This window comes from Methylophilus sp. DMC14 (genome assembly GCF_056314085.1).
On record NZ_JBQUZA010000004.1, the window covers coordinates 206,372 to 230,033 of the forward strand.

Genomic DNA, 23,662 nt, shown 5'->3' on the forward strand with positions numbered 1-23,662 from the left:
GTCGGGTGACTAAACCCTCATTGATTAACAGTTCTATCGGCATAGTTTAAGCGAACTTTAGTTGTTAATATAGTTTTTATCTCAAGATTCTGATCGAGAAGCGTTTTTTCATGTTTGTCGTGGTGAGTCTGCCTAATATCTTACATCGACTTTTCCACTCGACAGCGCCACCCCTTTAATCACCTGGCCACTGCTGACTTTGACATCCACCACCTGGCCAGCATTGGCAGTTTGCAGCGCAGTCCCATCGGCAGTCACAACAAATCCTTCGCCACGGCTGTTTAACTGTACAGTCTGCCCCTGCATAATCACAGGTCTAGACTTGAGCAGCTCGGGGCGCAACACTGTGCCCAAAGGCATATTCAAGGCAGCTTGTTTGCCTTCGAGCATGGACAAGTCCGTGATAATGCCAGCCGGCAATTTACTTAAATCTCCTGACTGCAACACCACATCGTTCGGGCTCAGTAGTGCGCCCTGACTGACTGGCACTGCCGTCACTGCATATTCAGCCCACACTTGCACGTCTGCTTGCATATACAACGTCCACAATTTGGTCTCGGCTTGCAGACAACGGACACCTATATGTGTTTTACCCCACAGCCGTGAGCCTGGGACGGTAAATCCTTCCATCATGTCGCAGGCAGCAATACGAACACGGTTGTCCAGTGGCTGAATGTCAACATTAACTTTGCCTGGATAGCCTTGCGTCTGGCTCTGTACATATTGCACAGCAGTTTGATACACGCGGCTGTGCATGTCTGCGACCGCCGGCTCAGCGGCACGCTGATTGACCAGCGTAGCGGTTGTCGCCGTACGGTCAGCTGCGTACAAGACATGACTGAAGAGCCCGGTCAGGGCAATCAGCATGGCACAAAAAAATGTAAGCAGACGAGGTTTCATGAGCACCCATTCTACGCACAACCGCTAGCGCCAAATGCTCAAATAAAGGGGATTTACCGCATTTAATTCAGAAATTGTTCATCAACCTGCGGCGTAGACTAGGCATAGCTAGTAAAAGTGACTCGAGCAGCAACTGAGACCGAGTTATCAGGATTAACGGCAGTCTTTGGCAAACCTTTAGCACATTGTTGAATACCGTGCTTTTGATATCCGGTAACAGCAATGACGGGGCAGAGATTCAGGCAACTGAAAGGAATCAATGATGATCAACAAATTAGACGCCGCACTGAATTTTCATCAGACGGCATTGCGTGTACGCAATGAACGTCAAGAGCTGTTGGCATCCAATATCGCCAATGCGGATACACCGCAATACAAGGCACGCGATATCGACTTTAAAGCCGCCATGCAGGCCGCCATGCACCCAGCCAGTAGCACGGGTACAGCGACAGATGGTTTGCAAAAAACCGACTCGGGCCACATGCAAGGTCAGCCGAATCAAGGCTACGCAGGCCCGGGTGATCCATTGTTCCGTACGGTGACGCAAGCCTCTGTAGACGGCAATACGGTAGACATGGATGCAGAACGTAATGCCTATGTCGATAACGGCATCCGCTATGAAGCAAGCTTAACCATGATCACCGGCCAGATCAAAAAAATGCTGACCGCAATCAATGGCCAGTAATTGAGTAAGGAGTACTGACATGTCTTTGTTTAATGTATTCAAGATTTCCGGCTCTGCAATGAGCGCCCAATCCATGCGCCTGAATACGGTTGCCAGCAACCTGGCCAACGCGGACAGCGTGGTCAGTTCTGACGGCAAACCCTACCAGGCCAAACAGGTCGTGTTCAAGGCCGTGCAAGATGCAGCGAATCAAAACGCCAGCACGGTTGCGGTTGACGGCGTGATTGAAGATAACCGCCCCGGCAAAGTGGTCTACGACCCCAAACACCCGATGGCCAACAGTGAAGGCTATATCACCATGCCTAACGTCAACGTTACTGAAGAGATGGTGAACATGATCTCTGCCTCCCGAGCTTATCAAAACAACGTGGAAACCATGAATGCGGCCAAGACCATGTTGCTTAAAACACTCAATATTGGTCAATAACCTGCAGAAAGGAATCTCATATGACCACGGTTAATACGAACAACCAAGTGCCTCAGGACTTATTAAACACGGTTAACAATCGACAGACCGGATCAAGCGCCAATGACGCTCAAGATAAGTTCATGAAGCTGCTAGTAACCCAAATGCAAAATCAGGATCCGCTTAATCCCATGGATAACGCACAGGTTACCAGCCAGATCGCGCAACTGAATACGGTGACCGGTATCAACAAACTGAATGACTCCATGACTAGCCTTATCAACAATGTGCAGATGGGACAATCCTACCAAGCAACCAGCATGATAGGCCGCAATATCTTGTCTGCGGGCAATACGATGTCACTGGGTGACAAAGGCGCACTATTTGGCGTAAATGTTCCGAATGGCGCTGACAGCTTAACCGTCACTATTAAGAATGGCGCGGGTGCCGTCGTACAAACATTAACACTCGGCAAACAGGCTAGCGGGATCAATGCCCTGTCATGGGATGGAAAAGACGCAAGTGGTCAGCCCGCCCCTAGCGGCACGTATACATTTGAAACAACTGCAAAATTGGCAGATGCAAATACAACCAGCACTGCATTAAGTCTGTCCCAGGTGCAAAGTGTTTCCCAAACGAACGGCTCATCCAGACTGAACTTAAGCACAGGCAATGACGTCGCGCTGGCCGACGTGCTGGAAGTATTCTAAAGCCCTACAGAATGTAATCTTACGCAAGGAGAAATAGCATGAGTTTTCAACAAGGTCTTAGCGGTTTAAATGCCACCTCTCAACAATTGTCAGTGATTGGGAACAACGTTGCCAACGCCAATACTGTGGGCTTTAAACAATCCACCTCCAAATTTTCTGATGTGTACGCCGCATCATTGAATGGCGGCGGTGCTACACAAATCGGGATTGGTACCAAGTTGGCCAAGGTGGCACAAGAGTTCACGCAAGGCAACATCACCAATACCAACAATACACTGGATGTCGCCATCAACGGCAATGGCTTTTTTATTATGAGTCAGAATGGCGTAGTGACCTACACACGCAATGGCCAATTTGAAATGGACAAAGATGGTTATATTGTAAATAGTGAAGGTAAGCGCCTCAGAGGCAATAGCGCCAACAATTTGGACGGTTCTTCCCCCGTGGATATTCAGATTAACACGAGCGACCTTCCTCCAAAAAACTCGACCCAGGTCACAGGAAAACTCAATCTGAACTCTGATAGCCCGGTCATTGATCAGACAGTCAAACCCTTTAATGCATCTGATGCCACGACTTATACCAACTCCACGTCGATTACCGTTTATGATGCCCTCGGTAACAGCCATACCGTGCAAAACTACTTTGTCAAAACCGCAGCCAATACCTGGGGGGTCTACACTACAGCAGACGGCGCTCAAATTTCTCCAGCAGTAACGACGCCGCCTACAGCAGCACCTACGATTAAATTCACGACCTCCGGTGCTTATGACACTACAAACTCGGCCGCTTTGAATGTAAGTTTTACACCTTCAAGCGGTGCTGGTGCCGTCAATTTGAATCTGGATTACACCACCAGCACACAATACGGCTCTGGCTTCAGTGTCAACAAGTTAGCCCAGGATGGCTATACTTCAGGCCGGATTGCCAACTTCAGTATCGGTAGCGACGGAATTATTGTTGGCCGTTACAGTAATGGTCAATCCCAGCCACTGGGCAGGGTCGTACTCGCTAACTTCGTCAACCCTAACGGCTTGCACTCTCTGGGTGGCAACCAATGGCAATCTTCTTATGACTCAGGAGAAGCCTTGATAGGCGCGCCAGGCAGCAGCACCTTGGGGGTGCTGCAATCTTCAGCAGTGGAAGATTCCAACGTGGATCTAACGGCTGAACTAGTGAACATGATTATGGCTCAGCGGGTGTACCAGGCCAACTCGCAAACCATTAAAACGCAAGACCAGGTACTGCAAACACTGGTGAACATGCGTTAATTGAGTTGTTAAACGCTGAATGTTGACTGATTGAAGGAGTCGCGATGGACCGTCTGATTTATACCGCCATGACCGGCGCCAAACATATCCTGGAGCAGCAGGCCACTACTGCACACAATCTAGCAAATGCAACCACAACCGGGTTTAAAGCACAGATAGACAGCTTCCGGGCGGTACCGATTTTGGGAGATGGCCTGCCGACCCGCGCATTCGTTGTGGACGCCACCATGGGCACCAACTATGCGGCAGGCAGCATTCAGCAAACAGGACGCGATCTTGACGTCGCAGTACAAGGTGAGGGCTGGATTGCAGTACAGCGCGCTGATGGCACTGAGGGCTATACGCGCAACGGTTCACTCAAAATTAACCAGAATGGACAATTACAAACTGAATCTGGCTTAAATGTGATGGGCGATGGTGGTCCGATCAGTATTCCGCCGGATGTGACTATCACGATTGCCAAGGATGGTACCGTCTCTAGCGTGAATAACCTCACAGCGCCTGGTGCAACCAATATTATTGGCCGCATCAAATTGGCAAACCCGCCTGAGTCAAGCCTGAAACGGGCCGACGATGGATTATTTGTAACGTCAAATGGCCAACCCGCTCCAGCAGATGCCAATGTTACCCTGGTTGGAGGGGCGTTGGAAAGCAGTAACGTCAACGTAGTAGATACCATGGTCAATATGATCAGCCTGGCCAGGCAGTTTGATATGCAAATGAAAATGCTTGATAACGCCCAAAACAACGCTGGAAAAGCTGATCAACTCTTTGGTTTGAATGGCTAAGGCCAGGACTAAGATGTCACTATGAACATGACTCAATGCCCTAGGAGTGAACAATGATACGCTCATTATGGATTTCCAAAACCGGTCTGGATGCACAACAAATGCAGATGGACGTGATTTCAAATAACCTGGCCAACGTGAGTACCAGCGGCTTTAAAAAATCACGTGCAGTATTTGAAGACTTGCTCTACCAGAATTTGCGCCAGGCTGGAGCCCAAAGCTCGCAGCAAAGCCAGTTGCCAAGTGGGTTACAACTGGGTACAGGTGTAAAACCGGTCGCCACTGAGCGTATTTTTACCCAAGGCAACTTGCAACAAACTGATAACGACAAAGATGTGGCGATTCAAGGCCAAGGCTTTTTCCAGATTTTACTGCCTGATGGCACCACAGCCTATACTCGTGATGGCTCTTTCCAGGTCGACAGCCAGGGACAGCTGGTGACTGCTAGCGGCTATCCAGTGCAACCAGCCATCAGTATTCCGGCCAATGCGCAAAGTCTGACCATAGGCCGCGATGGTGTGGTTTCAATCACGACTCCCGGCACCACTGGCACGACGCAGATCGGCCAGATTCAGCTGGCAACATTTATCAACCCAGCCGGTTTGCAGGGCAAAGGTGAAAACCTTTACGTAGAAACCACGGCCTCTGGCAACCCTGGCGTGAACACCCCAGGCACAAATGGTGCAGGTCTGTTGAATTCAGGCTATGTTGAAACGTCCAACGTCAATGTGGTGGAAGAGCTGGTCAGCATGATTCAGACGCAGCGCGCCTATGAAATTAATAGCAAAGCAATCACGACCTCGGATCAGATGCTGCAAAAACTAGCACAGCTTTAATCCCTGGTTGAGGGGCACTCAAATGATGAATAGAACGATCATGAGCTTATTACTTTGTCTGGCATTCTCGCAATTACTGAATGGCTGCTCAATCACGCCGTCCACGATTGTTCAAAAGCCTGAAACACCCCGTGTTGCTGTGGCCCGCCCGGATACACGTACAGAAGGATCCATCTTTAACAGTGGCGCCTACCGCCCCCTATTTGAAGATCGTCGACCACGTTATGTCGGCGACATTGTCACTGTGTTGATTACAGAAAACACGACTGCCAACAAAGCTACTGATAATGAACAAACCAAAGATGGTGCAACCACAGCTGGCGTCACTGGCTTATTTGGTCATAACGTGCCTAAAGCTTCTTTCAATGCCAGCTCTGCTCTCTCATTTAAAGACAAGGCGACTGCAGACGCAAGCAATACATTTAGCGGGTCGGTAACTGCAACGGTGGTTGATGTGTTGCCGAACGGCTTCCTAGTCATTAGTGGTGAAAAGCAGATTGGCTTTGACAAAGGGACCGAGTTTGTGCGTTTTTCAGGTATTGTGAACCCGGACAAAATTACGCTGGGTAATCAGGTCGTTTCGACCACAGTGGCAGATGCACGAATTGAATACCGGACCAATAGCAAATTGGATGCAGCAGAGGCTTTATCGATATTTTCCCGCTTCTTTCTTAGCATGATTCCGTTGTAGGGGACACACATGATGAAAAAAACATCCCCCCGCAACGCACGCACCCTGTTACGTTATTTCTACGACAACAGAAAAGAACTGTTGTGCATGCTGTTGTTGCTCAGTGTGACCATCGTCAACACAGATAATGCCCACGCAGAACGCATCAAGGACATCAGCAACATTCAGGGCGTGCGTAGCAACCAGTTGATTGGCTATGGCCTGGTTGTCGGTCTGGATGGCACAGGCGACATGACAGTACAAACCCCGTTTACCGTCCAAAGTATCATCAGCATGATGAACCAACTCGGGGTGACGATTCCACCAGGCACTAACCTGATGCTGAAAAATATTGCCGCCGTCATGGTCACCAGCGCCCTGCCCCCTTTTGCACAACCAGGACAAACCTTGGATGTGACCGTTTCCTCTATGGGTAACGCCAAAAGCCTGCGGGGAGGCACCCTGCTGATGACACCGCTCAAAGGTGCAGATGGACAAATCTATGCCATGGCTCAAGGTAACCTAGTGGTCGGCGGTGTCGGTGCCTCTGCCAACGGCAGTCAGGCGCAAATTAATCATTTAAGCGTGGGCCGCATTTCTGAAGGCGCGACCGTAGAACGCTCGCTGCCAAACACCCTGCTCAGTCAAGATGTCGTCAGGCTTGAGCTTAAGGAAAGTGATTTCTCAACCGCGAATAACGTGGTAGAAGCCATCAACAAAAAGTTTGGCCCGATGACTGCGCAAGCCGAAAGCGGCCGCGTAATCCAGGTTCGCCCACCAGAAACCATGAGCCGCGTCTCGTTTCTGGCCAACCTCGAAACCATTAATGTGGCACTGGCAGCCACGCCGGCCAAGATTATTCTCAATGCACGTACTGGCTCCGTGGTAATGAACAAGGCCGTAACACTGGATAGTTGTGCCGTCTCGCATGGCAATCTGTCAGTGGTGATCAATACTTCACCAGTGATCAGCCAGCCTGGCCCATTCTCTAACGGCCAAACGGTGTCTACTGCAGTGTCTGAAATCAATATCAACAAAGAGCCTGGCAAAGTGCTCAAGCTCAACAATGGGGCCAACCTGGCAGATGTGGTCAAAGCACTCAATGCCATTGGCACGACGCCGCAGGACTTGCTGGCAATTCTGCAGGCCATGAAAGCGGCCGGTGCATTGAATGCCGAGCTTGAGGTGATTTAAACGGGAGGCGCTCATGCAACCACGTGTCGATCCAAATAGCCTGGCCATAGACGGCAACGCGCTGAATGGTCTCAAGCGAGCAAAAAATGACTCGCCTGAATCCATTCGCGCAGTGGCACGTCAATTTGAAGGTATTTTGATGAACATGATGCTCAAAAGCATGCGTGATACCGTCCCGCAAGATGGCTTTGCCGATAACGAACAAAGCAAAATGTTTACGGGTATGCTGGACCAACAATTGAGTACACACTTGAGCCAGAAAGGCTTGGGGCTCACCGATGTGCTGGTCAGGCAATTGAGTAAATTCAGCGGACATCCCGTGGATACCAACACCTCCACAATTGGCAACGACTCGGGCAAGGCAAATAAAGCCGCTGATAAAGTCAGCAGTGCATCGGTGCAGAGCGCAGCGCCCACCAATGCCAAAACTGTACTTGCACAAGCAACACAAAAAATTCGTGAAGCGTATCAACAATGGGAAGCGGCAGACACTGATTCCACAGCGCCGGCCAGCGATACCGCCTGGGCACGTGGTATCCCGGAATTGCCACCATTGATCGAGGAAACACAAGCCAATGTGAAGCAACTCACCCTACCCCAGGCGCCCTTGGCGACCGCGATGCGTGAAGTCGCTGGCAAAACCCAGCAATTCATTCAAAGCATGCGGCCCCATGCACAGGCGGCCAGCAACGCTTCTGGCATTCCAGCCAAATTCATGATCGGCCAGGCCGCACTGGAAAGCGGCTGGGGTAAACATGAAATCAAAACAGAGAATGGCGTCAACAGCCATAACCTGTTCGGCATCAAGGCAGATGCCAGTTGGAAAGGCAAAGTTGTGAGCAGTGCCACTACCGAGTACGTGAATGGCGTCAAGCAAACCAAAGTGGAGAAATTCCGCGCCTACGACAGTTACAGTGATGCATTCAAAGATTACGCCAACATGATTTCTCAAAATCCGCGCTATCAACAAGCCATGAATAATACGCATGATGCCAGTGCTTATGCACATGCGCTGCAGCGTGCAGGCTATGCGACTGATCCACAATATGGCAAAAAATTAACGCAAGTGATCAATCATTTGCGAAGTTGAAATTAAAGTATTTTAAAACATTGCCGTTAGGCAATTTAATTGCGATGTTGATGGCCATTTTTGAGCTGTCATTCATCCGCCTGTCCGAAAGGTCTATAGCATATGAATATATTAAACGTTGGCCAAAGTGGGCTGACAGTGGCGCAGCTGGGCATCGCGACCACAGGCCATAATATTGCCAATGCATCCACGCCTGGATATAACCGTCAGTCTATTGTTCAAACGGCGGCACAAGCACAAAGTTTTGGCAATGGCTACCTTGGCCAAGGGGCTCAGGTGGGAACCATTGTGCGCTCCTATGATGATGTACTTGCCAAGCAGGTGATCAACACCACCAGCAATCAAAGCTCAAGCGCTGTATATCTACAAGGCGTCAATGAGGTCAATAGCCTGCTGTCCGATGACAAGGCAGGTATCAGTGCCGTGATGACAGATTTTTTCCGGTCTGTCAGTGCAGTCGCAGCCAACCCCTCGGATATTGCCACCCGGCAAACCGCGATTTCGAATGCGCAATCATTGGTCAGCCGCTTCGCGTCGGTGAACTCGCGCCTAGATGAGATGCGCTCAAATATCAACACGCAAGTGACCACCAGTGTAGCTACCATTAACAGTTATGCCAGTGAAATTGCGGATTTGAATGAAAAAATCAAACAGGCCTATAGCTCGACAGGCAATCCACCGAATGACCTGATGGACCAGCGCGACCTGCTGGTGACAAAAATAAGTGCGCAGATAAAAACCTCAGTCTTGCCTCAGGACGATCATACTTACAACGTTTCTATCGGCAATGGCATCCCTATTGTACTGGGTAATCAATCTCAAGACCTGTATGCGGTCCCCAATGACACAGACAGTAGCCGTCTGGAAGTGGGTTATGGTACGGCAAGTGCCCCTAAACCCATCAGTGGTTCTCTGACCGGGGGGGCCTTAGGTGGCGCATTGCAATTTAGAGACGAAACGCTAGACACGGTACAAAACCAGCTCGGGCAGCTTGCGATTACTTTTGCCACGGCCTTTAACAACCAGCACAAACAAGGGACAGATCTGACTGGTGCCGCTGGCCAGGACATGTTTACCATTGCAGGGCCGGTCGCGATTAGTAACCGTAATAATACGGACCAAACCAAACAAGCCTCAGTCGCAATTACAGACCCCTCACAACTGACCAGCAGCAACTACTCACTGGATTACGTCAATGGCCAATACAATGTGACTCGCCAAAATGACAAGTATGTCTGGACGAATGTCACGCTGCCCTTTAATCAAGATGGCATCACCATCAATACCAACACTAGCTCGCCAGTGAATGGTGACTCTTACCTAATTAAACCTACCCAATATGCGGCCAGTGGCCTCAGCTTGGCGATTACGGATGTGGAAAAACTAGCACTGGCAGACAATCCGTCCAAGGGTGAAAGTGACAACACCAATGCTTTAAAACTGGCGAATTTGCAAAACCAGAACTTTGTCAGAGTCAATGCCAGCTCGACCAATAGAACCTTTGCTCAAGCTTATGCACTCACGACCAGTGCGGTCGGGATTAAAGCCAACCAGATGAGCATTATGAACCAGGCAGATCAAACGGCGCTGAATGATGCCACCGCAGCGATGCAATCGCAATCCGGGGTGAATCTGGATGAAGAGGCAGCCAACTTGCTTCGCTATCAGCAAGCTTATCAGGCCGCTGGCAAAATGATGCAAATCGCCAGCAATATGTTTGACACTTTATTAAGCTTGGGTCATTAAAATACAGGCAGCAATAAATCACAGAAATTGAGGATGTCAGTATGAGACTGAGCACAAATACCATCTATGCCAATGGCACTAACCGCCTCATGGACTTACAGAGTGTCGTCAACGACCTAAACCAAAAGATTTCTTCCGGCAAAAAAGTCGGCTCGCCTGCGGATGATCCAGTTGCGTATGCTCGGATTATTGAGGTTACCAACGCCCAGAATATGAAAGACACGTATGCTGAGACACGAAAAACCGCCAACAGCATGCTAGAAAACTACGAGACCAATTTATCATCGGTCACGGATCTGGTATTGAACATCAAAAGTTCGCTGACGGCGGCTGGTAATGCCACCTATAACGATTCGCAACGGCAAAGTATTGCGACCGAATTACAAGGCCGACTAGATAGCTTGATCAGCCTTGCTAACGCCAAAGACTCTATGGGCAACTTTATTTACTCGGGATTCGCAACGGATAAGCCAGCCTTTACCAATACCGGTGTGTTTCAGGGTGAGACGTCCCGAATGAACCTGCAGATTGATGACAACCGGACAATGCCGACCACTTTTACAGGTGATAGTGTATTTAATGCCAATGGCAATAACTTGTTTGCTAACATGCAACAAGCGATTACCTTACTCAATACACCGATCACTGATGCAACATCGCGGACAAACTTTACCAATGGCCTGGCAACCGCACTAAAAAATACAGATAACTCATTGGACAGTATCCTGAACACCCGTGCCCAAATTGGCAGCCAGATGAATGAAATCCAGATTCTGGACGATACCGGCAGTGATATTGATTTGCAGTATTCAAAAGTGTTATCCAATCTGCAAGATTTGGACTACACGCAAGCGTTATCTGACCTTGCTAAAATGAATACTACGATGGAAGCCGCCCAGAAATCATTTGTTTCGACCACTCAATTGTCTCTATTCCAATTTATTTCTTGATAGCCTTAAACGCAAGCCGATTTTAAATACCACTCGTTGATATCGATGCATACTTAGCCAGGCCCAACCATCAGCGATTTAATGATATTTCAAGAGAGCGCTGGGCGGTTAACACTGCTGTTTGCTTAGCGAGAGCAAGTGACCAAGGAAAGCATTAATGGATCACTTGCAGCATATACTGCTGCGCATCGATCAGCCAATCCTCTATAGGATGAACTACAGCAGGTAATCCCAGCAGGATCATGATAAATCCTACCCCTATCGTGATAGGAAATCCCAGCGCAAACAGGTTAAGTTGTGGTGCGGCTTTGGTCAGCACACCCAGCGCCATATTGGTAATCAGCAAGCTGGCAATCACCGGCAGAGACATGAGTAAACCTTGGGAAAAGATATGGCCACCTATGCTGGCAATGGTTTGACTATTGAGTTGCCAATGCGCCATGCTAATCGGCATAGTTTCAAAACTTTGCATCATGACCGCAATGACAATCAGATGCCCATCCAGGCTCATAAACACCAACAAGGTAAGCATAGTCAGCATCTGAGCAACTGCAATAGTCTGCCCTTCGGTATGCGGATCATAAAAACTGGCAAAGCCCAGCCCCATACTCATCCCCATCATAAAGCCAGCCAGCTCAACGGCAGTGAACATGAGCCGCATGACAAAGCCCATGCTGATGCCGATCAAAAACTGCGCCAGTAATGAGAACAAGCCTTGCCATGACAGCACGGCAATATTAGGCACCTGGATGCCAGGCACCAGTGCCAGCGTAATGATAAAGCCGATTGTGAGTTTAATGCGGTTGGGAATGGAGGGATGACTAAACAACGGCACCACGGCAATGCAGCCGAGGATACGTGTCAGCGGCCAGAGAAACTGCACCACCCACTGCCGCAGGTCTGAGTCATGAATCGTCAGCATCTGGCGAGGCAGCCCTCGTTAATTGGCCAGCTGTGGAATCATGGTGAAGATATGGTGCATGTAATCCACCAGCGTCATCAGCATCCAGTGCCCAGCCAATAGCAAGATCGCCATCACCCCGACCAGCTTGGGAATAAAAGACAAGGTCTGCTCGTTGATTTGTGTGGCCGCCTGAAAAATACTTACCACCAGACCAATGATCAGCGCAGTGCCCAATACCGGCGCCGCCACCATCAAGGTGGTCTGCATGGCTTCACTACCCAAGGTCAGGACTTGTTCGGGACTCATAGAATACTCCAGAAAAGAGAACAATCAGAGGGCAAAGCTTTGCGCCAAAGAGCCCAGGATCAATTGCCAGCCGTCTACCAGGACAAACAGCATCAGCTTGAATGGTAAGGACACCACAGAAGGTGACATCATCATCATGCCCATGGCCATCAAGATACTGGCCACCACCATGTCAATAATCAGAAAAGGAATATAAATGGCAAAACCGATCTGGAACGCTGTTTTAAGCTCGCTGGTCATGAAGGCAGGCACCAGAATTCTGAGCGGGACTTCTTCTGGCGTATTGATGGACTCGCTATGGGCCATATTGGCAAACATGGCCAGGTCAGTCTCGCGCGTTTGCTTGAGCATAAAGGTTTTAAGCGGCAAAACACCGCGTTGCAGCGCCTCCTGCATGGTAATTTTGCTTTCGGAAAGCGGCTGGTAGGCATCGGTATAAATCTTGTCAAACACCGGCCCCATCACAAAAAAGGTAATAAACAAGGCCAGGCCGATCAACACCTGGTTAGAGGGGGCAGACTGTGTCCCCAGCGCCTGACGTAACAGCGACAGCACAATCACAATGCGCGTAAAGCCGGTCATCATGAGCAAGGCCGCTGGAATAAACGTGAGCGCAGTCAGCAGAATCAGCGTTTGCAGGCTCAGTGTATAGTCCTGCCCCCCCCCTGGCGCAGGAGTCACCGTGCCGATGGGCAAGCCCTCTGCCGCCAGACTGCCTGATGACCACAATAGCAGCAGTGCGATTGGCAGCAAGACTTGCAAAGACTTGAGGATGGAATGTAAACGCATGCAACAATACCCGTCACTGACTTGCGCCATCATCAGACAGCACAAGCTCTAAAATAAGTTAAGGACAGTGTACGCTTGGGACAGCCCAATCAAAGGCTGGAAATAAGCCACTCAAGGCTTGCTTTTGAAAGATTTGACTTTGTCTTGCAAGGTGGCCTGCATCGCCTGTTGCAAACGCACGGCAAAAGAAGCTTGCGGATCAACAATCGTTTGAGCAGAGATCGCCTGGGCAGAAGGCTCTGCCGCCTGCGTGCTGTCGGATGCAGCCGATTCAGTGGCAGTCGGACTCACCTCACCCAACGCGGTCATTTGCCCACCATGCAGCCCTACCACCAGCCAACGGCCACCCACTTCAAGCACCACCACCCGCTCGCGTGGGCTCAATTGCAAGCCGCCAACCTGCCTGATCACACCAGCTTTTGAATAGCCTTGCCCAGGCAGGACGCGGCGCAAGAACCAGGCAACCGCCGCAATCGCCAGCAAGACGATCACCGTGCCCCACACCATACGGCCCAAGGTATCGCCGGTGCTAGGGGCTACCGTGGCAGCCGTTGTTGTCGCGGCAGCCAGGGCGAGTGGCGAAATAGTCCAGCTAGCCACGGCGGCCAGCAGCCATTTGCATGCATGCATCATACGCATCAGTATCTCGGGCAGTTAGCGATTCAGTTTACGGATACGTTCTGCGGGGGTAATGATATCGGTCAGGCGGATACCAAACTTGTCGTTCACCACCACCACCTCACCTTGTGCAATCAGGCAGCCATTCACTAATACGTCCATGGGCTCACCCGCCATGCCATCCAGCTCAACTACAGAACCTTGCGCCAATTGCAACAGGTTCTTGATCGAAATCTTGGTACGGCCCAGCTCTACAGTCAGCTGTACCGGAATATCCAGAATAAAATCAATATCGTTCTGGGTGCCTTCGAGTTTGTTGCTGCTGCTAAACTCGTTAAAAACGGCGGCCTTGCCTATCGGCTCTTGCAATGCAGAGGACTCGGCTTTGGTTTGCTCGGCCAGGGCCGCGCCCCAGTCATCCTCGGCAATGGTTTGCACCCCTTCCGACTCAGGCATCCCCATGCTGGCCAGTGCGGCATCCAATTCCTCTTCATTACTACTTGTCGCGGGATCCATTGCCATTATGACTCTCCTTGCAATTGTTCCTGACTACTACCGTCAGCACGTATCATTTTTTCCACCTTGAGCGCATATTGCCCGTTAAACACGCCATAACGACACTCCATAATGGGCACGTTATCGATTTGTCCTTCTACCGTATCCTGAATATTCACAGGAATGACATCCCCCACTTTTAACGCAAGCAGGTCTGCCACCATCATCTTGCGTGTGGTCAGATTGGCCACAATTTCGACTTCTGCCGCCTGGATTTGCTGGGTCATCATTTTTACCCAGCGTTTGTCACCGCCAAGGTTCTCGCCTTGCAGGGACGAGGTCAACAAGTCCTTGATCGGCTCCACCATGGCATAAGGCACACAGAAATGGATTTCACCACTGTTAGGTCCCAGCTCCACATTAAACGTAATCGCCACCACCACTTCATTCGGGGTGGCAATACTGGCAAACTGGGTATTCATCTCGGAGCGCAGATACTCAAACTGCACCGGATAAATAGGCGCCCAGGCTTTCTGGTAGGCATCAAACAAGATATTCAGCACGCGTTGAATAATCCGCTGCTCGGTTTCGGTGAAATCACGCCCCTCCACCCGGGTATGAAAGCGGCCATCGCCACCAAACATATTATCCACCAGCAAAAAGACCAAGGTAGGATCCAGCACCAGTACACCCGTGCCGCGCAAGGGATTCATATGGATCAAATTGAGGTTAGTGGGGACCACCAGATTACGGATAAAGTCCGTGTATTTGATGATCCTGACCGGCCCTACCGAGATTTCGACCGTACGCCGCAGAAAATTGAACAACTCAATACGCAGCAACCGGGCAAAACGCTCATTAATGATCTCAAGCGTGGCCATGCGCCCACGCACAATGCGCTCTTGCGTGGCTAGGTTGTAGTTGCGGACACCAGACTCATCCTTGCTGGAGGCATCACTGTCATCGTCGCCCTCGACACCCTTGAGTAAGGCGTCGATTTCGTCTTGTGATAAAAATTTATCTGCAGACATGGTTACTCTCAGGCATTACTGGATCACAAATGAAGTAAACAACACCTGTTTGATCTTGAGTTGTTTACCCCCCTTTTTCAATGGTTTTTTCAGTTCTGCCAGCAGTTCTTCGCTGAGCTGAGCTTTGCCCTCAGGCGTCGCAATATCCGATGCTTTTTTACTGGTGAGCAACATCAATACACGGTTACGCATGAGCGGCATTTGTGCCTTCATTTTGTCGGCCAGCGCAGTGTCTTTGGCTTCAATCGTCAGGTCCAGTTGCAAAAACTTTTCATCGGGATCAGGCAGCAAGTTGACGGTAAACGTTTCAAATTGCAAGTAGGCCGGGCCAGCAGCCGCTTCACCATGGCCACCGCCACCACCGCTTTCATGCTCTTCCTCTTCTTCATCGGCTGCGGCCTCTTCCTCTTCGCCCTCAGCAGCCCCTTCTTCATGGCCATCTTCCTTGCCGGCCTTGCTACCATGCTTATCTTTGGCCTGATGCGCCTCAGGTTTTTTCATCAGGAAGAAGGCTGCTGCGCCGCCGCCAGCGGCTAACGCCAGCACCACGGCCAGGATCACAATCAGTTTTTTCTTGGATTTGGGGGCGGCCTCTGCTGCACCGTCTGCTTTTGCTGGTTCTTGAGCCATGACACTACCTTTCTTACTGTAAAACTTTGACGATATATGGTGTCATTATGCGGAGGGCGCCCAGCAAAACATTGCCGGATAAAAGGGGAAAATCAGCGTTAAATCAACCTTTATGCTGGGTGAGGCATGCTAGCCAATCTGGAGCAGTGCTTATACAAACGTATCCACCAGGCCACGTACCACACGTGACTGGACTGCCGTTTGCGGTACGATCGCCGTGTCTGACTCAGCCGCAGGGGCTGCAGTCCTTGCAGAATCACGGCTGGATTGCTGTTCAAAATGCTGTTGTGCCTGCTGCCCGTTGCCAACAAAGGTCTGTCCCAGTTCCAAGCCCTGGGACTGCATGCGATCACGCAGATCCTGCATGCCATCTTCCAGCGCCTGACGCACCAGGGGGTTATCGGTGATAAAACTGGGATTCACCGACTGGTTATCGACCTTTAACACCACCTGGATGGGCCCCAAATCCGGGGGCGACAGGGTCAGACTAGCCACTTCGTCGCTCTTGCTGGCCATCTGCATCACATGCTGGTTAATTGCCGCTTGCCAACGGTCATCGGTAAACGGTGTCGTAATCTGGGTGGTGACCACCTGGCTCAGATCAGTCACACCAGCCGATTGCAACCAGGGCGTATTCTGCATGGCCTCTATCATGGGCGGCGTAGTCAATGTACTGGCACCCTGCGTCGTTTCATGCGTACGCACTGCCTGCTCCATGCCTTTAGGCAAGCCAATCTCCGCGCTGGTCAATTTGGCGTTATTCAACAGCGCTGTAAAGCCTTCAACCGCCTTGTCTGATTTGGTGGACTGACCCGAGAGCTGCTTACCGCCTTGCACAGTCGTAGTCGCTGCTGTCAGCGAGTCTTTGTCGGTGGCTGGCGTGGTCTGCAACTCATTGCCTACCCCGTGTTGGCCAGCGGCCGTAAAACGACCGTTACTGAGCGTCAAGCCACTCCCCTCGGCGCCACCTTTGACAGCCTCTGCGGGCTGATTAGCCCGCATCGCAAGCATGGTCTGCATCCATGGCATGATGCCGGCAGCCGCAGCACTGGGATCCTCAGTCGTGCCAACACCGGTTTTTTTCTGGTCTGGTTTGGCATCGGTCAAACGGGCAGGGTCAATCCCTCCAACGGCAGGTGAGACCACGCTAGAAGCCTCTTTGGCAACACTGTTTGCCTGACTGTCGCTCTCGTCTGCTTTGGATTTGGCCGTGGTTTTGCCTGTGCGATGGGGAATATTTTTTTCTGTAGGGGCCACTTCTGTCCCCGTGGCAGCAGTGCCTTTGCCATCCTGTTCAGTCGGTTCGCTTGCTGCACTCGACACAGCGCCTTGCTCAGTGTTGTTCTCCGCTTTGGGCGCAGCAGGCTTGTCTTTAGGCGCAGAAGGCTGGGCTTGGGCCATTTGCTGGCGCAAGGTTTGTGAAAACGCATCGGGTGACACCGGCTCCTGGCCACCTGACGACGTCATGGGCGCTTTAAGCGCCTCTGACGCCTGGGTAGGCAGTACTGGTGAATTAATCAAGGCCATCACATTACTCCCGGCTATTTACCAACGTGCTCGTCTGGCGCGGCTGGCAAATTCGTCCATCATTTTCTGATCACGCTTGTTTTCAGCCTTGGCCTGTGAGGTTTGGGCCCGCGTAATCAAAACTTCATAAGACTTTTGCTTGCGCTGTTTTTCCTGCAACCGCAACCGCTGCTGCTGTACAATCGCCTGACATTGTTCGATTTGAGCATTTTGCGTGCGTACCGCCAATTCCAATTGCGAGAAAAAGCCCTGAAAATTACGGTATAAATCGGCTTTAAGGCCGTTTTGCACTACCTGCTGCCATTGCTGCTCATATTCCTGCTGATATTGCGCCAGCATGACTTGCTGCTGTTGCGCCTGTTCCAGCTGTTGCATGGCCTGGGCCAGCGCCTGCATCGCAGCTTCCACCTCGTCGGCAGCCAACTGGTTAAGCAAGGTCAAAGTTTGGGTGGATTGTTTGGCCATAGGCTTGCTTTAAAGGGACTATAAGGTCAGTGTGTTGGCTAATTGCTGCAGGCTATGCTGCATATCCGCACACTCATCAATGTCTTGTTGTAAAAAGGCATTGATGTCGTCACGTTTTCTAATCGCGATATCCAGCATGGGGTCTGATCCTGGCTGATAAGCCCCTACCGCGATCAAGTCCTGATTGCGCAGGTAGCGTGAGTACCACTGCTTGAGCATGCGGGCGGCCTGTTGATGTTCTTTGCTGGTAATGTTGTGCATGGCGCGACTGATCGACTGCTCGATATCAATGGCGGGGTAATGTCCGCTCTCGGCCAGGCTGCGGTTCAACACGATGTGTCCGTCCAGAATCGCGCGCGCAGAGTCCGCAATCGGATCCTGCTGGTCATCGCCTTCGGTCAACACGGTATAAAACGCTGTAATCGAGCCCTCACCCCTGGCGCCGTTGCCGGTACGCTCGACCAGCGCTGGCAATTTGGCAAACACAGAAGGCGGATAGCCCTTGGTTGCGGGTGGCTCACCAATGGCCAGGGCAATTTCGCGTTGTGCCATGGCATAACGGGTGAGTGAATCCATAATCAGCAACACATTTTTGCCTTGCTGGCGGAAACGCTCGGCAATGGCTGTGGCATAACTCGCGCCTTGCAAGCGCATCAATGCCGAGACGTCGGCAGGCGCCGCGACCACCACAGAGCGTGCCAGCCCCTCCGGCCCCAGAATCTGCTCGATAAATTCCTGTACCTCGCGGCCCCGTTCACCAATCAGGCCGACCACGATCACATCCGCAGTGGTGTAACGGGCCATCATACCCAGCAGTACACTCTTACCCACACCAGAACCGGCGAACAGGCCCATGCGCTGCCCCCTGCCCACGGTGAGCATGGCGTTGATCGCACGCACACCAACATCCAGGGTGTCTTCAATCGGCGCCCGTTGCAAAGGGTTGATCACGCGGCCATTGAGCGGCGCGGTCACATCTCCCGAAATAGGGCCCAAACCATCCAGCGGATTACCGGCTGCATCAACCACGCGTCCAAGCAAGCCATCCCCTACCGGAAAATGGCGCGCTCTATCCTGTGCACGTCGACGTGGCGGACGACCAATTTGTGGTTTTGGCACGGTTTCAGCAATTTCCATACTGAACACCTTGGCGCCTGGGGTCACCCCCTCCACCGCAGTTTGTGGCATGAGCAGCAGGTTCTCGCCATCAAATCCCACCACCTCGGCCTCTACCCGGCCACCATCCTGTAACGGGATAAAACAGGCACCACCGATCGGCATTTTGATACCGGTAGCGACCATTACCAGGCCGGTCACCTTGACGATACGCCCCGCGACTTCAAGCGGGTCGACCATATTGATCAGTTCACTGCAATCGCGCAAATAACTTTGCCAGCGTTGCTCATGCACATTGGGCTGCTTGGGAGGCTCATTGGTGACTTGGGGGCTATTGTCAGCAACCGCGTCTAACGTCGGCAGCCCTGAATCTGAAATTGTCATGACGTAGGCTTAAACTAGAAAGTGAAAAACTTATTCGTGGGTGGAGGTAGGTTTATGCCAGTCATCATAGCGTGACAGCCCTTGTACCAGACGCTTCCAGCGGACCTCATTGCTGGCATCAATCTGGTTATCTGCCGTTTCAACCAGGCAACCGCCACGTTCGACTTGCAGTTCTTCCACAATTTGCCAGCCTTGCTCTTTGAGTGTGTCGCCGATATGACTGCGTAGCACCTGCGCATCATCCGGATGCACAATCAGGCGCGCGGGCTGTCTGACTTGGGGCAAATAGTGCATCGCATCCAGCACAACTGGGAGCACCGCCTGCGGATCAGCCTGCAGCTTGGTTTTCATCATGGCTTTGGCCAGATCCAGCGCCAGGCTCAAAACAGACTCGGCAACATGGCTATCCTGAAACGCCAGCGCCTGCTGGAAACTCTGCGCCATTTGCAACAACTGACCACGTTCGTTTTCCAGTTGTGCCTGCGCGTGCTGCATGCCATCGCCATAACCAATCTTGAACCCTTCTTCATAGGCTTCCTGGCGGACTTGCTTGAGAATTTCACTCACCGTGCGTGCGGCTTCATCCGCCTGTGCCTGTTTACGGCGCACGCTCTCACTGCTGTTGGCGTCATCAAAACTGGCCATCTCCCAGCGCTGGTAGGCACTCATTTGTTCTTTCGGGATTGATGCAGCCACCATTATGCTTCCTTACACTGACTGGGTTTAAACATATTGCTCGCCGTCGCCTTTGGCAGCCAGCATGATCTGGCCTTCATCGGCTAGCCTGCGTACAATTTGCAGAATTTGTTTTTGCTGTGCCTCAACCTCCGACAACTTGACCGGACCACGGCTTTCCATGTCTTCACGCATCATATCGGCTGCACGCGAAGACATATTGCGCAGGAACTTCTCTTTCATTTCATCAGAGGTTCCCTTCAATGCCACAATCAACATATCAGATTGCACCTCACGCAACAGTGTTTGAATGCCTTTGTCGTCAATTTCCATGACGTTATCAAAGACAAACATCTGGTCCATGATCTCCTGCGCCATATTGTCATCGTAGCTTTTGAGGCCTTCCATCAACTTGGCTTCATTGTCGCCGCTCAGGTAGTTCATGATTTCAGCCGCAGTTTTTACGCCGCCTATCGGCTGACGCTTGAGGTTTTCATTGCCTGACAGCATCTTCATCATGCCTTCATTGAGCTCTTTGAGCGCGGCCGGTTTTATGCTATCGAGCGTGGCAATCCGCAAAATCACATCTTGGCGTAAACGGTCAGTAAAATGCCCGATAATTTCTGCGGCCTGATCTGCCTCCAGATGCGACAAGATGGTTGCGATAATCTGCGGATGCTCATTCTTGATAAACTCGGACACGCTGAAGGCATCCATCCACTTCAGGCTTTCAATCCCCGCGGCATCTTGCGATTGCGGAATCCGGCTTAACAGGTTAGAGGCTTTGTCATCGCCAAAAGCTTTGATCAGAACCGAGCGGATATAGGCGTCCGAATCCAGCCCGAAGTCACTGCTGCCGGCAAAGTCGACCATAAACGACTCCAGCACTTCAGTCACTTCTTCGCGTGGCACCGGCTTCATCGAAGCCATGACAATGCCCAGCCGCTGAACCTCTTTGGGCGACAAATACTTCATCACCTCCGCCGCTTCGTCTTCACCGAGGGCAAGCATCAAAATCGCGCTTTTAGTCAAGCCTTCAGTCATGGTTTATTTCTCCGCAGTCGCCCAGCTGGAAACCACATTCGCGACCATGCGTGGGTTTTCTTTGGCCACCTGCTTCACGGCCAGCAAGGTTTGATCCATACGGCCATCATCGCCCGTTAACGCAGGAGGATCGCCACTCAAGGTGACCAGTGCATCTTCACCTTCAGCTGCACTGCCTGCCGCGCCGGCAACGGCTTCACCGCCTGCTGCCGCGTTTTGTGCTGCAGTCAAAGCCAGTTGTTTTTTATCCGCGCCAGTCAGTTTGGTGGCCATCGGCTTGAGCAGCTTTTTATAAATCATCATCAACACCACCACGCCCGCCAGGAAGCGCAAGGCATCTTTACCATACTCAATCATGACAGGGTCCTTCCACAGCGGTGGCTCAACCAGTTTTTCCTGTGCTTCGGCCACAAACGGGGTATTCACCACAGAGATAGTATCGCCACGCTCTTTGTTGTAGCCCATGGCCTGCATTGCCAGGTCGCTTACCTGTTGTTTCTCGGCCGCCGTTAGTGCACGGTAAGTCGTTTTACCGGTACTATCGACCACAGGAATATGATTGACCACCACCGCCACATGCAGGCGCTTGATGCCGCCCTTGGCCTGCTGGATATAGCTCACAGTCTTGTCCAGCTCGTAGTTAGTAGTGGTATCTTTTTGTGTATTTTGTGGCGGGGTTGGGGCAGCAGCAGGTGCAGCATTTCCCCCTTGACCCTGCGCACCAGGGGCATTAATTGGAGCAGTCGCATCTGCAGGCGGCTGGTTGGACAAGGCGCCAGGCACCGCACCGTTGTTGGCGCCGGTGTTTTGCGCCTCATGGCTTTGCGCACTGCGAATCGCCATATCATCAGGCTTGGCATTTGGTTTATAGGATTCGTTGGCCTGTTCCGTCATTGAGAAGTCAATTTCGGCGCTGGTTTCGGCATGCACATTTTTCGCACCGACGATAGGCGTAATAATCGATTCAACACGGCGAGCAATGCTGCTTTGCATGTTCTCCACGTAGGCCATCTGTTCTGGATCCAGGCCACTTTGCTTGAGCTTGTTGGCGTTGTCAGACAGCAAATTGCCGTTTTGATCGACCACGGTGACGTGATCGGCAGACAAGTTAGGCACACTGCTTGCTACCAGATGCACAACAGCACCCACTTGTTGCGCGTCTAACCGACGGCCATTGTGCAGATTGAGCAGCACAGAAGCGGTTGGGTATTGTTGCTCGCGCACAAACACGCTGGGCTTGGGAATCGCCAGATGGATACGAGCAGCCTGCACAGCAGAGATAGACTGGATACTGCGCTCCAGCTCGCCCTCAAGGCCGCGTTGAAAGTTCACCTGCTCAACAAACTGCGACACGCCAAATTTCTGGTTTTCCAGCAGTTCAAAGCCGATGTTGCCGCCTTTGGGCAGACCTTGTGCCGCCAGTTTCAAACGTGCCTGATGAACCATGTCAGCAGGCACCAGAATGGCACCCCCACCATCGGCAAATTGATAAGGGATATTCAATTTATCCAACTCGGCGACGATGGCACCGCCATCCTTGTCAGCAAAGTTGGAGAACAACACCCGGTAATCCGGCTTCTGGCTCCACAGCCAGAACACCACCATCACCGCGACCACGGCAGCAATCCCGGCGACCAGCATTAACTTTTGTCCGAGCTGTCCAAACATGTTGGACGCTCCGCCAGACTCATTGCTTGTTGTTAATAAGGCAGCATCAGCAGCCATCTGAACCTCCAATATTACCTACTTGCAGTGACCTGCCTCCCGGCCTGTTGATTGCCGGTCATGCTGCCACCCCTTTTAAACTTCAATATCCTGTCAGGACACTTTCACATGGATCACATTATGCGCTGAGCCTGCCTATTCAAATCAGCAAATAAGACGGATTAATGTTGCCTATTTTGCAAAGCAGTCCAGCTGGTGCAATGTTACAGTGCTCACCATGAGATAAGAGGCAATGGCCTCCCCCCACAAACTAATGACTACAGGATGAAAGGAGACACCTATGAACGCAGGCGGTATTGATGCACAACGCATCTCCTCCATGCTGGCGCAATTGCGGGCGGCGGCTCAAAAACCAGAGGGGCTGGGCAACAGTACCATTGCCAATCCGGTCGCCAAGCCTCCTCAGGCAAGCCCGACGACGCAAGTGAGCTTTAGTGATGCACTGAAATCTTCCCTGGACCAGGTCAACAATATGCAATTGCAGGCTGATCAAATGGGCAAGGATTTTGCCATGGGAAATGACAACGTCAGCCTGTCTGATGTGATGATCTCCGGGCAAAAAGCGAATATCGCCTTTCAGGCCACAGTGCAGGTCCGCAACAAGCTGGTCACAGCGTACCAGGATATGATGAATATGCAAGTCTAGGGTTAAGTAGCCCGCTGGCGGCTGGGCCCGCCCATCGGTCCATTTTAACAGAGAGAAAAGA

The 23,662-nt window shown here is 51.5% G+C and carries 26 protein-coding genes; 12 read left to right on the forward strand and 14 right to left on the reverse strand.

Features of this window, described 5'->3' with window-relative positions:
* Positions 1 to 132 precede the first annotated feature (132 nt).
* On the reverse strand, positions 133 to 900 hold the full coding sequence (flgA, locus tag ACT53C_RS10040; protein WP_476145845.1) for a flagellar basal body P-ring formation chaperone FlgA: 768 nt from the start codon (positions 898 to 900) through the stop codon (positions 133 to 135).
* Between the two features lie 262 nt (positions 901 to 1,162).
* On the opposite strand from flgA, the gene flgB reads away from it, so the two are divergent.
* From flgB to flgL, 11 genes are all read left to right on the forward strand, one after another.
* The gene (flgB, locus tag ACT53C_RS10045; RefSeq protein ID WP_476145847.1) at positions 1,163 to 1,585 is read left to right on the forward strand and encodes a flagellar basal body rod protein FlgB; all 423 of its coding nucleotides are present in this window, start codon (positions 1,163 to 1,165) and stop codon (positions 1,583 to 1,585) included.
* Positions 1,586 to 1,604: 19 nt separating this feature from the next.
* Positions 1,605 to 2,012 carry a flagellar basal body rod protein FlgC gene (gene flgC, locus ACT53C_RS10050; protein ID WP_194746913.1) on the forward strand — a complete coding sequence of 136 codons (408 nt, stop codon included), beginning with the start codon at positions 1,605 to 1,607 and terminating at the stop codon, positions 2,010 to 2,012.
* 20 nt (positions 2,013 to 2,032) lie between these two features.
* Positions 2,033 to 2,701 (forward strand): flagellar hook assembly protein FlgD, encoded by a 669-nt coding sequence (locus ACT53C_RS10055; protein ID WP_476145848.1) that lies wholly within the window; start codon positions 2,033 to 2,035, stop codon positions 2,699 to 2,701.
* A gap of 38 nt (positions 2,702 to 2,739) precedes the next feature.
* Positions 2,740 to 3,972, forward strand: a complete 1,233-nt coding sequence (flgE, locus tag ACT53C_RS10060; protein ID WP_476145850.1) for a flagellar hook protein FlgE — start codon at positions 2,740 to 2,742, stop codon at positions 3,970 to 3,972.
* Between the two features lie 44 nt (positions 3,973 to 4,016).
* The gene (flgF, locus tag ACT53C_RS10065; protein ID WP_476145852.1) at positions 4,017 to 4,760 is read left to right on the forward strand and encodes a flagellar basal-body rod protein FlgF; all 744 of its coding nucleotides are present in this window, start codon (positions 4,017 to 4,019) and stop codon (positions 4,758 to 4,760) included.
* 53 nt (positions 4,761 to 4,813) lie between these two features.
* Positions 4,814 to 5,596, forward strand: a complete 783-nt coding sequence (gene flgG, locus ACT53C_RS10070) for a flagellar basal-body rod protein FlgG (protein ID WP_476145854.1) — start codon at positions 4,814 to 4,816, stop codon at positions 5,594 to 5,596.
* Between the two features lie 40 nt (positions 5,597 to 5,636).
* The gene (locus tag ACT53C_RS10075) at positions 5,637 to 6,287 is read left to right on the forward strand and encodes a flagellar basal body L-ring protein FlgH (RefSeq protein ID WP_476145855.1); all 651 of its coding nucleotides are present in this window, start codon (positions 5,637 to 5,639) and stop codon (positions 6,285 to 6,287) included.
* An 87-nt stretch (positions 6,288 to 6,374) separates the two neighbouring features.
* Positions 6,375 to 7,460, forward strand: coding sequence for a flagellar basal body P-ring protein FlgI (locus ACT53C_RS10080; RefSeq protein WP_476146055.1), 1,086 nt, complete (start codon positions 6,375 to 6,377; stop codon positions 7,458 to 7,460).
* Positions 7,461 to 7,473: 13 nt separating this feature from the next.
* Complete coding sequence (gene flgJ, locus ACT53C_RS10085) at positions 7,474 to 8,550, forward strand: flagellar assembly peptidoglycan hydrolase FlgJ (protein ID WP_476145857.1); 1,077 nt, start codon at positions 7,474 to 7,476, stop codon at positions 8,548 to 8,550.
* A 102-nt stretch (positions 8,551 to 8,652) separates the two neighbouring features.
* Positions 8,653 to 10,296, forward strand: coding sequence for a flagellar hook-associated protein FlgK (flgK, locus tag ACT53C_RS10090; protein WP_476145859.1), 1,644 nt, complete (start codon positions 8,653 to 8,655; stop codon positions 10,294 to 10,296).
* Between the two features lie 41 nt (positions 10,297 to 10,337).
* Positions 10,338 to 11,246, forward strand: coding sequence for a flagellar hook-associated protein FlgL (flgL, locus tag ACT53C_RS10095; RefSeq protein WP_476145861.1), 909 nt, complete (start codon positions 10,338 to 10,340; stop codon positions 11,244 to 11,246).
* A 154-nt stretch (positions 11,247 to 11,400) separates the two neighbouring features.
* Here the strand turns inward: flgL and fliR are convergent, their stop codons facing one another.
* The 13 genes from fliR to fliF form a co-directional block, all read right to left on the reverse strand.
* Positions 11,401 to 12,168, reverse strand: coding sequence for a flagellar biosynthetic protein FliR (gene fliR, locus ACT53C_RS10100; protein WP_476145863.1), 768 nt, complete (start codon positions 12,166 to 12,168; stop codon positions 11,401 to 11,403).
* A gap of 18 nt (positions 12,169 to 12,186) precedes the next feature.
* Positions 12,187 to 12,456, reverse strand: a complete 270-nt coding sequence (gene fliQ / locus ACT53C_RS10105) for a flagellar biosynthesis protein FliQ (RefSeq protein ID WP_379076738.1) — start codon at positions 12,454 to 12,456, stop codon at positions 12,187 to 12,189.
* A gap of 24 nt (positions 12,457 to 12,480) precedes the next feature.
* A complete protein-coding gene (fliP, locus tag ACT53C_RS10110) occupies positions 12,481 to 13,245 on the reverse strand; it encodes a flagellar type III secretion system pore protein FliP (RefSeq protein ID WP_379076741.1) in 765 nt (254 codons plus the stop codon).
* Positions 13,246 to 13,356: 111 nt separating this feature from the next.
* Positions 13,357 to 13,878 carry a flagellar biosynthetic protein FliO gene (gene fliO / locus ACT53C_RS10115; protein WP_476145866.1) on the reverse strand — a complete coding sequence of 174 codons (522 nt, stop codon included), beginning with the start codon at positions 13,876 to 13,878 and terminating at the stop codon, positions 13,357 to 13,359.
* 21 nt (positions 13,879 to 13,899) lie between these two features.
* The gene (fliN, locus tag ACT53C_RS10120; protein ID WP_194747501.1) at positions 13,900 to 14,325 is read right to left on the reverse strand and encodes a flagellar motor switch protein FliN; all 426 of its coding nucleotides are present in this window, start codon (positions 14,323 to 14,325) and stop codon (positions 13,900 to 13,902) included.
* A 59-nt stretch (positions 14,326 to 14,384) separates the two neighbouring features.
* The gene (fliM, locus tag ACT53C_RS10125; RefSeq protein WP_194746924.1) at positions 14,385 to 15,389 is read right to left on the reverse strand and encodes a flagellar motor switch protein FliM; all 1,005 of its coding nucleotides are present in this window, start codon (positions 15,387 to 15,389) and stop codon (positions 14,385 to 14,387) included.
* Between the two features lie 15 nt (positions 15,390 to 15,404).
* Positions 15,405 to 16,019 (reverse strand): flagellar basal body-associated FliL family protein, encoded by a 615-nt coding sequence (locus ACT53C_RS10130; protein WP_476145868.1) that lies wholly within the window; start codon positions 16,017 to 16,019, stop codon positions 15,405 to 15,407.
* A gap of 150 nt (positions 16,020 to 16,169) precedes the next feature.
* On the reverse strand, positions 16,170 to 17,546 hold the full coding sequence (locus tag ACT53C_RS10135; protein ID WP_476145870.1) for a flagellar hook-length control protein FliK: 1,377 nt from the start codon (positions 17,544 to 17,546) through the stop codon (positions 16,170 to 16,172).
* Between the two features lie 18 nt (positions 17,547 to 17,564).
* Positions 17,565 to 18,011 carry a flagellar export protein FliJ gene (gene fliJ, locus ACT53C_RS10140; protein ID WP_194746927.1) on the reverse strand — a complete coding sequence of 149 codons (447 nt, stop codon included), beginning with the start codon at positions 18,009 to 18,011 and terminating at the stop codon, positions 17,565 to 17,567.
* 18 nt (positions 18,012 to 18,029) lie between these two features.
* Positions 18,030 to 19,511 (reverse strand): flagellar protein export ATPase FliI, encoded by a 1,482-nt coding sequence (gene fliI, locus ACT53C_RS10145; protein WP_476145872.1) that lies wholly within the window; start codon positions 19,509 to 19,511, stop codon positions 18,030 to 18,032.
* Between the two features lie 30 nt (positions 19,512 to 19,541).
* The gene (locus tag ACT53C_RS10150) at positions 19,542 to 20,210 is read right to left on the reverse strand and encodes a flagellar assembly protein FliH (RefSeq protein WP_476145874.1); all 669 of its coding nucleotides are present in this window, start codon (positions 20,208 to 20,210) and stop codon (positions 19,542 to 19,544) included.
* Positions 20,211 to 20,234: 24 nt separating this feature from the next.
* Positions 20,235 to 21,230, reverse strand: a complete 996-nt coding sequence (gene fliG / locus ACT53C_RS10155) for a flagellar motor switch protein FliG (protein ID WP_476145876.1) — start codon at positions 21,228 to 21,230, stop codon at positions 20,235 to 20,237.
* A gap of 3 nt (positions 21,231 to 21,233) precedes the next feature.
* Positions 21,234 to 22,955: a flagellar basal-body MS-ring/collar protein FliF gene (gene fliF, locus ACT53C_RS10160; protein ID WP_476145878.1), complete on the reverse strand. Its 1,722-nt coding sequence runs from the start codon at positions 22,953 to 22,955 to the stop codon at positions 21,234 to 21,236.
* A gap of 280 nt (positions 22,956 to 23,235) precedes the next feature.
* Between fliF and fliE the strand changes: the two genes are divergently transcribed.
* A complete protein-coding gene (gene fliE / locus ACT53C_RS10165) occupies positions 23,236 to 23,601 on the forward strand; it encodes a flagellar hook-basal body complex protein FliE (protein WP_476145879.1) in 366 nt (121 codons plus the stop codon).
* Positions 23,602 to 23,662 lie beyond the last annotated feature (61 nt).

Bases quoted from the DNA above. Each gene is read 5' to 3' on its own strand.
- ACT53C_RS10055 (WP_476145848.1), top strand. From the start codon at position 2,033: ATGACCACGGTTAATACGAACAACCAAGTGCCTCAGGACTTATTAAAC.
- flgJ (WP_476145857.1), top strand. From the start codon at position 7,474: ATGCAACCACGTGTCGATCCAAATAGCCTGGCCATAGACGGCAACGCG.
- fliP (WP_379076741.1), bottom strand. From the start codon at position 13,245: ATGCGTTTACATTCCATCCTCAAGTCTTTGCAAGTCTTGCTGCCAATC.
- fliE (WP_476145879.1), top strand. From the start codon at position 23,236: ATGAACGCAGGCGGTATTGATGCACAACGCATCTCCTCCATGCTGGCG.
- fliJ (WP_194746927.1), bottom strand. From the start codon at position 18,011: ATGGCCAAACAATCCACCCAAACTTTGACCTTGCTTAACCAGTTGGCT.
- flgA (WP_476145845.1), bottom strand. From the start codon at position 900: ATGAAACCTCGTCTGCTTACATTTTTTTGTGCCATGCTGATTGCCCTG.
- fliG (WP_476145876.1), bottom strand. From the start codon at position 21,230: ATGACTGAAGGCTTGACTAAAAGCGCGATTTTGATGCTTGCCCTCGGT.
- ACT53C_RS10130 (WP_476145868.1), bottom strand. From the start codon at position 16,019: ATGGCTCAAGAACCAGCAAAAGCAGACGGTGCAGCAGAGGCCGCCCCC.
- flgG (WP_476145854.1), top strand. From the start codon at position 4,814: ATGATACGCTCATTATGGATTTCCAAAACCGGTCTGGATGCACAACAA.
- ACT53C_RS10075 (WP_476145855.1), top strand. From the start codon at position 5,637: ATGAGCTTATTACTTTGTCTGGCATTCTCGCAATTACTGAATGGCTGC.
- flgB (WP_476145847.1), top strand. From the start codon at position 1,163: ATGATCAACAAATTAGACGCCGCACTGAATTTTCATCAGACGGCATTG.
- fliN (WP_194747501.1), bottom strand. From the start codon at position 14,325: ATGGGGATGCCTGAGTCGGAAGGGGTGCAAACCATTGCCGAGGATGAC.
- flgF (WP_476145852.1), top strand. From the start codon at position 4,017: ATGGACCGTCTGATTTATACCGCCATGACCGGCGCCAAACATATCCTG.
- ACT53C_RS10150 (WP_476145874.1), bottom strand. From the start codon at position 20,210: ATGGTGGCTGCATCAATCCCGAAAGAACAAATGAGTGCCTACCAGCGC.
- flgK (WP_476145859.1), top strand. From the start codon at position 8,653: ATGAATATATTAAACGTTGGCCAAAGTGGGCTGACAGTGGCGCAGCTG.
- flgL (WP_476145861.1), top strand. From the start codon at position 10,338: ATGAGACTGAGCACAAATACCATCTATGCCAATGGCACTAACCGCCTC.
- ACT53C_RS10080 (WP_476146055.1), top strand. From the start codon at position 6,375: ATGCTGTTGTTGCTCAGTGTGACCATCGTCAACACAGATAATGCCCAC.
- fliF (WP_476145878.1), bottom strand. From the start codon at position 22,955: ATGGCTGCTGATGCTGCCTTATTAACAACAAGCAATGAGTCTGGCGGA.
- ACT53C_RS10135 (WP_476145870.1), bottom strand. From the start codon at position 17,546: ATGGCCTTGATTAATTCACCAGTACTGCCTACCCAGGCGTCAGAGGCG.
- fliQ (WP_379076738.1), bottom strand. From the start codon at position 12,456: ATGAGTCCCGAACAAGTCCTGACCTTGGGTAGTGAAGCCATGCAGACC.
- fliM (WP_194746924.1), bottom strand. From the start codon at position 15,389: ATGTCTGCAGATAAATTTTTATCACAAGACGAAATCGACGCCTTACTC.
- fliO (WP_476145866.1), bottom strand. From the start codon at position 13,878: ATGATGCATGCATGCAAATGGCTGCTGGCCGCCGTGGCTAGCTGGACT.
- flgC (WP_194746913.1), top strand. From the start codon at position 1,605: ATGTCTTTGTTTAATGTATTCAAGATTTCCGGCTCTGCAATGAGCGCC.
- fliI (WP_476145872.1), bottom strand. From the start codon at position 19,511: ATGACAATTTCAGATTCAGGGCTGCCGACGTTAGACGCGGTTGCTGAC.
- flgE (WP_476145850.1), top strand. From the start codon at position 2,740: ATGAGTTTTCAACAAGGTCTTAGCGGTTTAAATGCCACCTCTCAACAA.
- fliR (WP_476145863.1), bottom strand. From the start codon at position 12,168: ATGCTGACGATTCATGACTCAGACCTGCGGCAGTGGGTGGTGCAGTTT.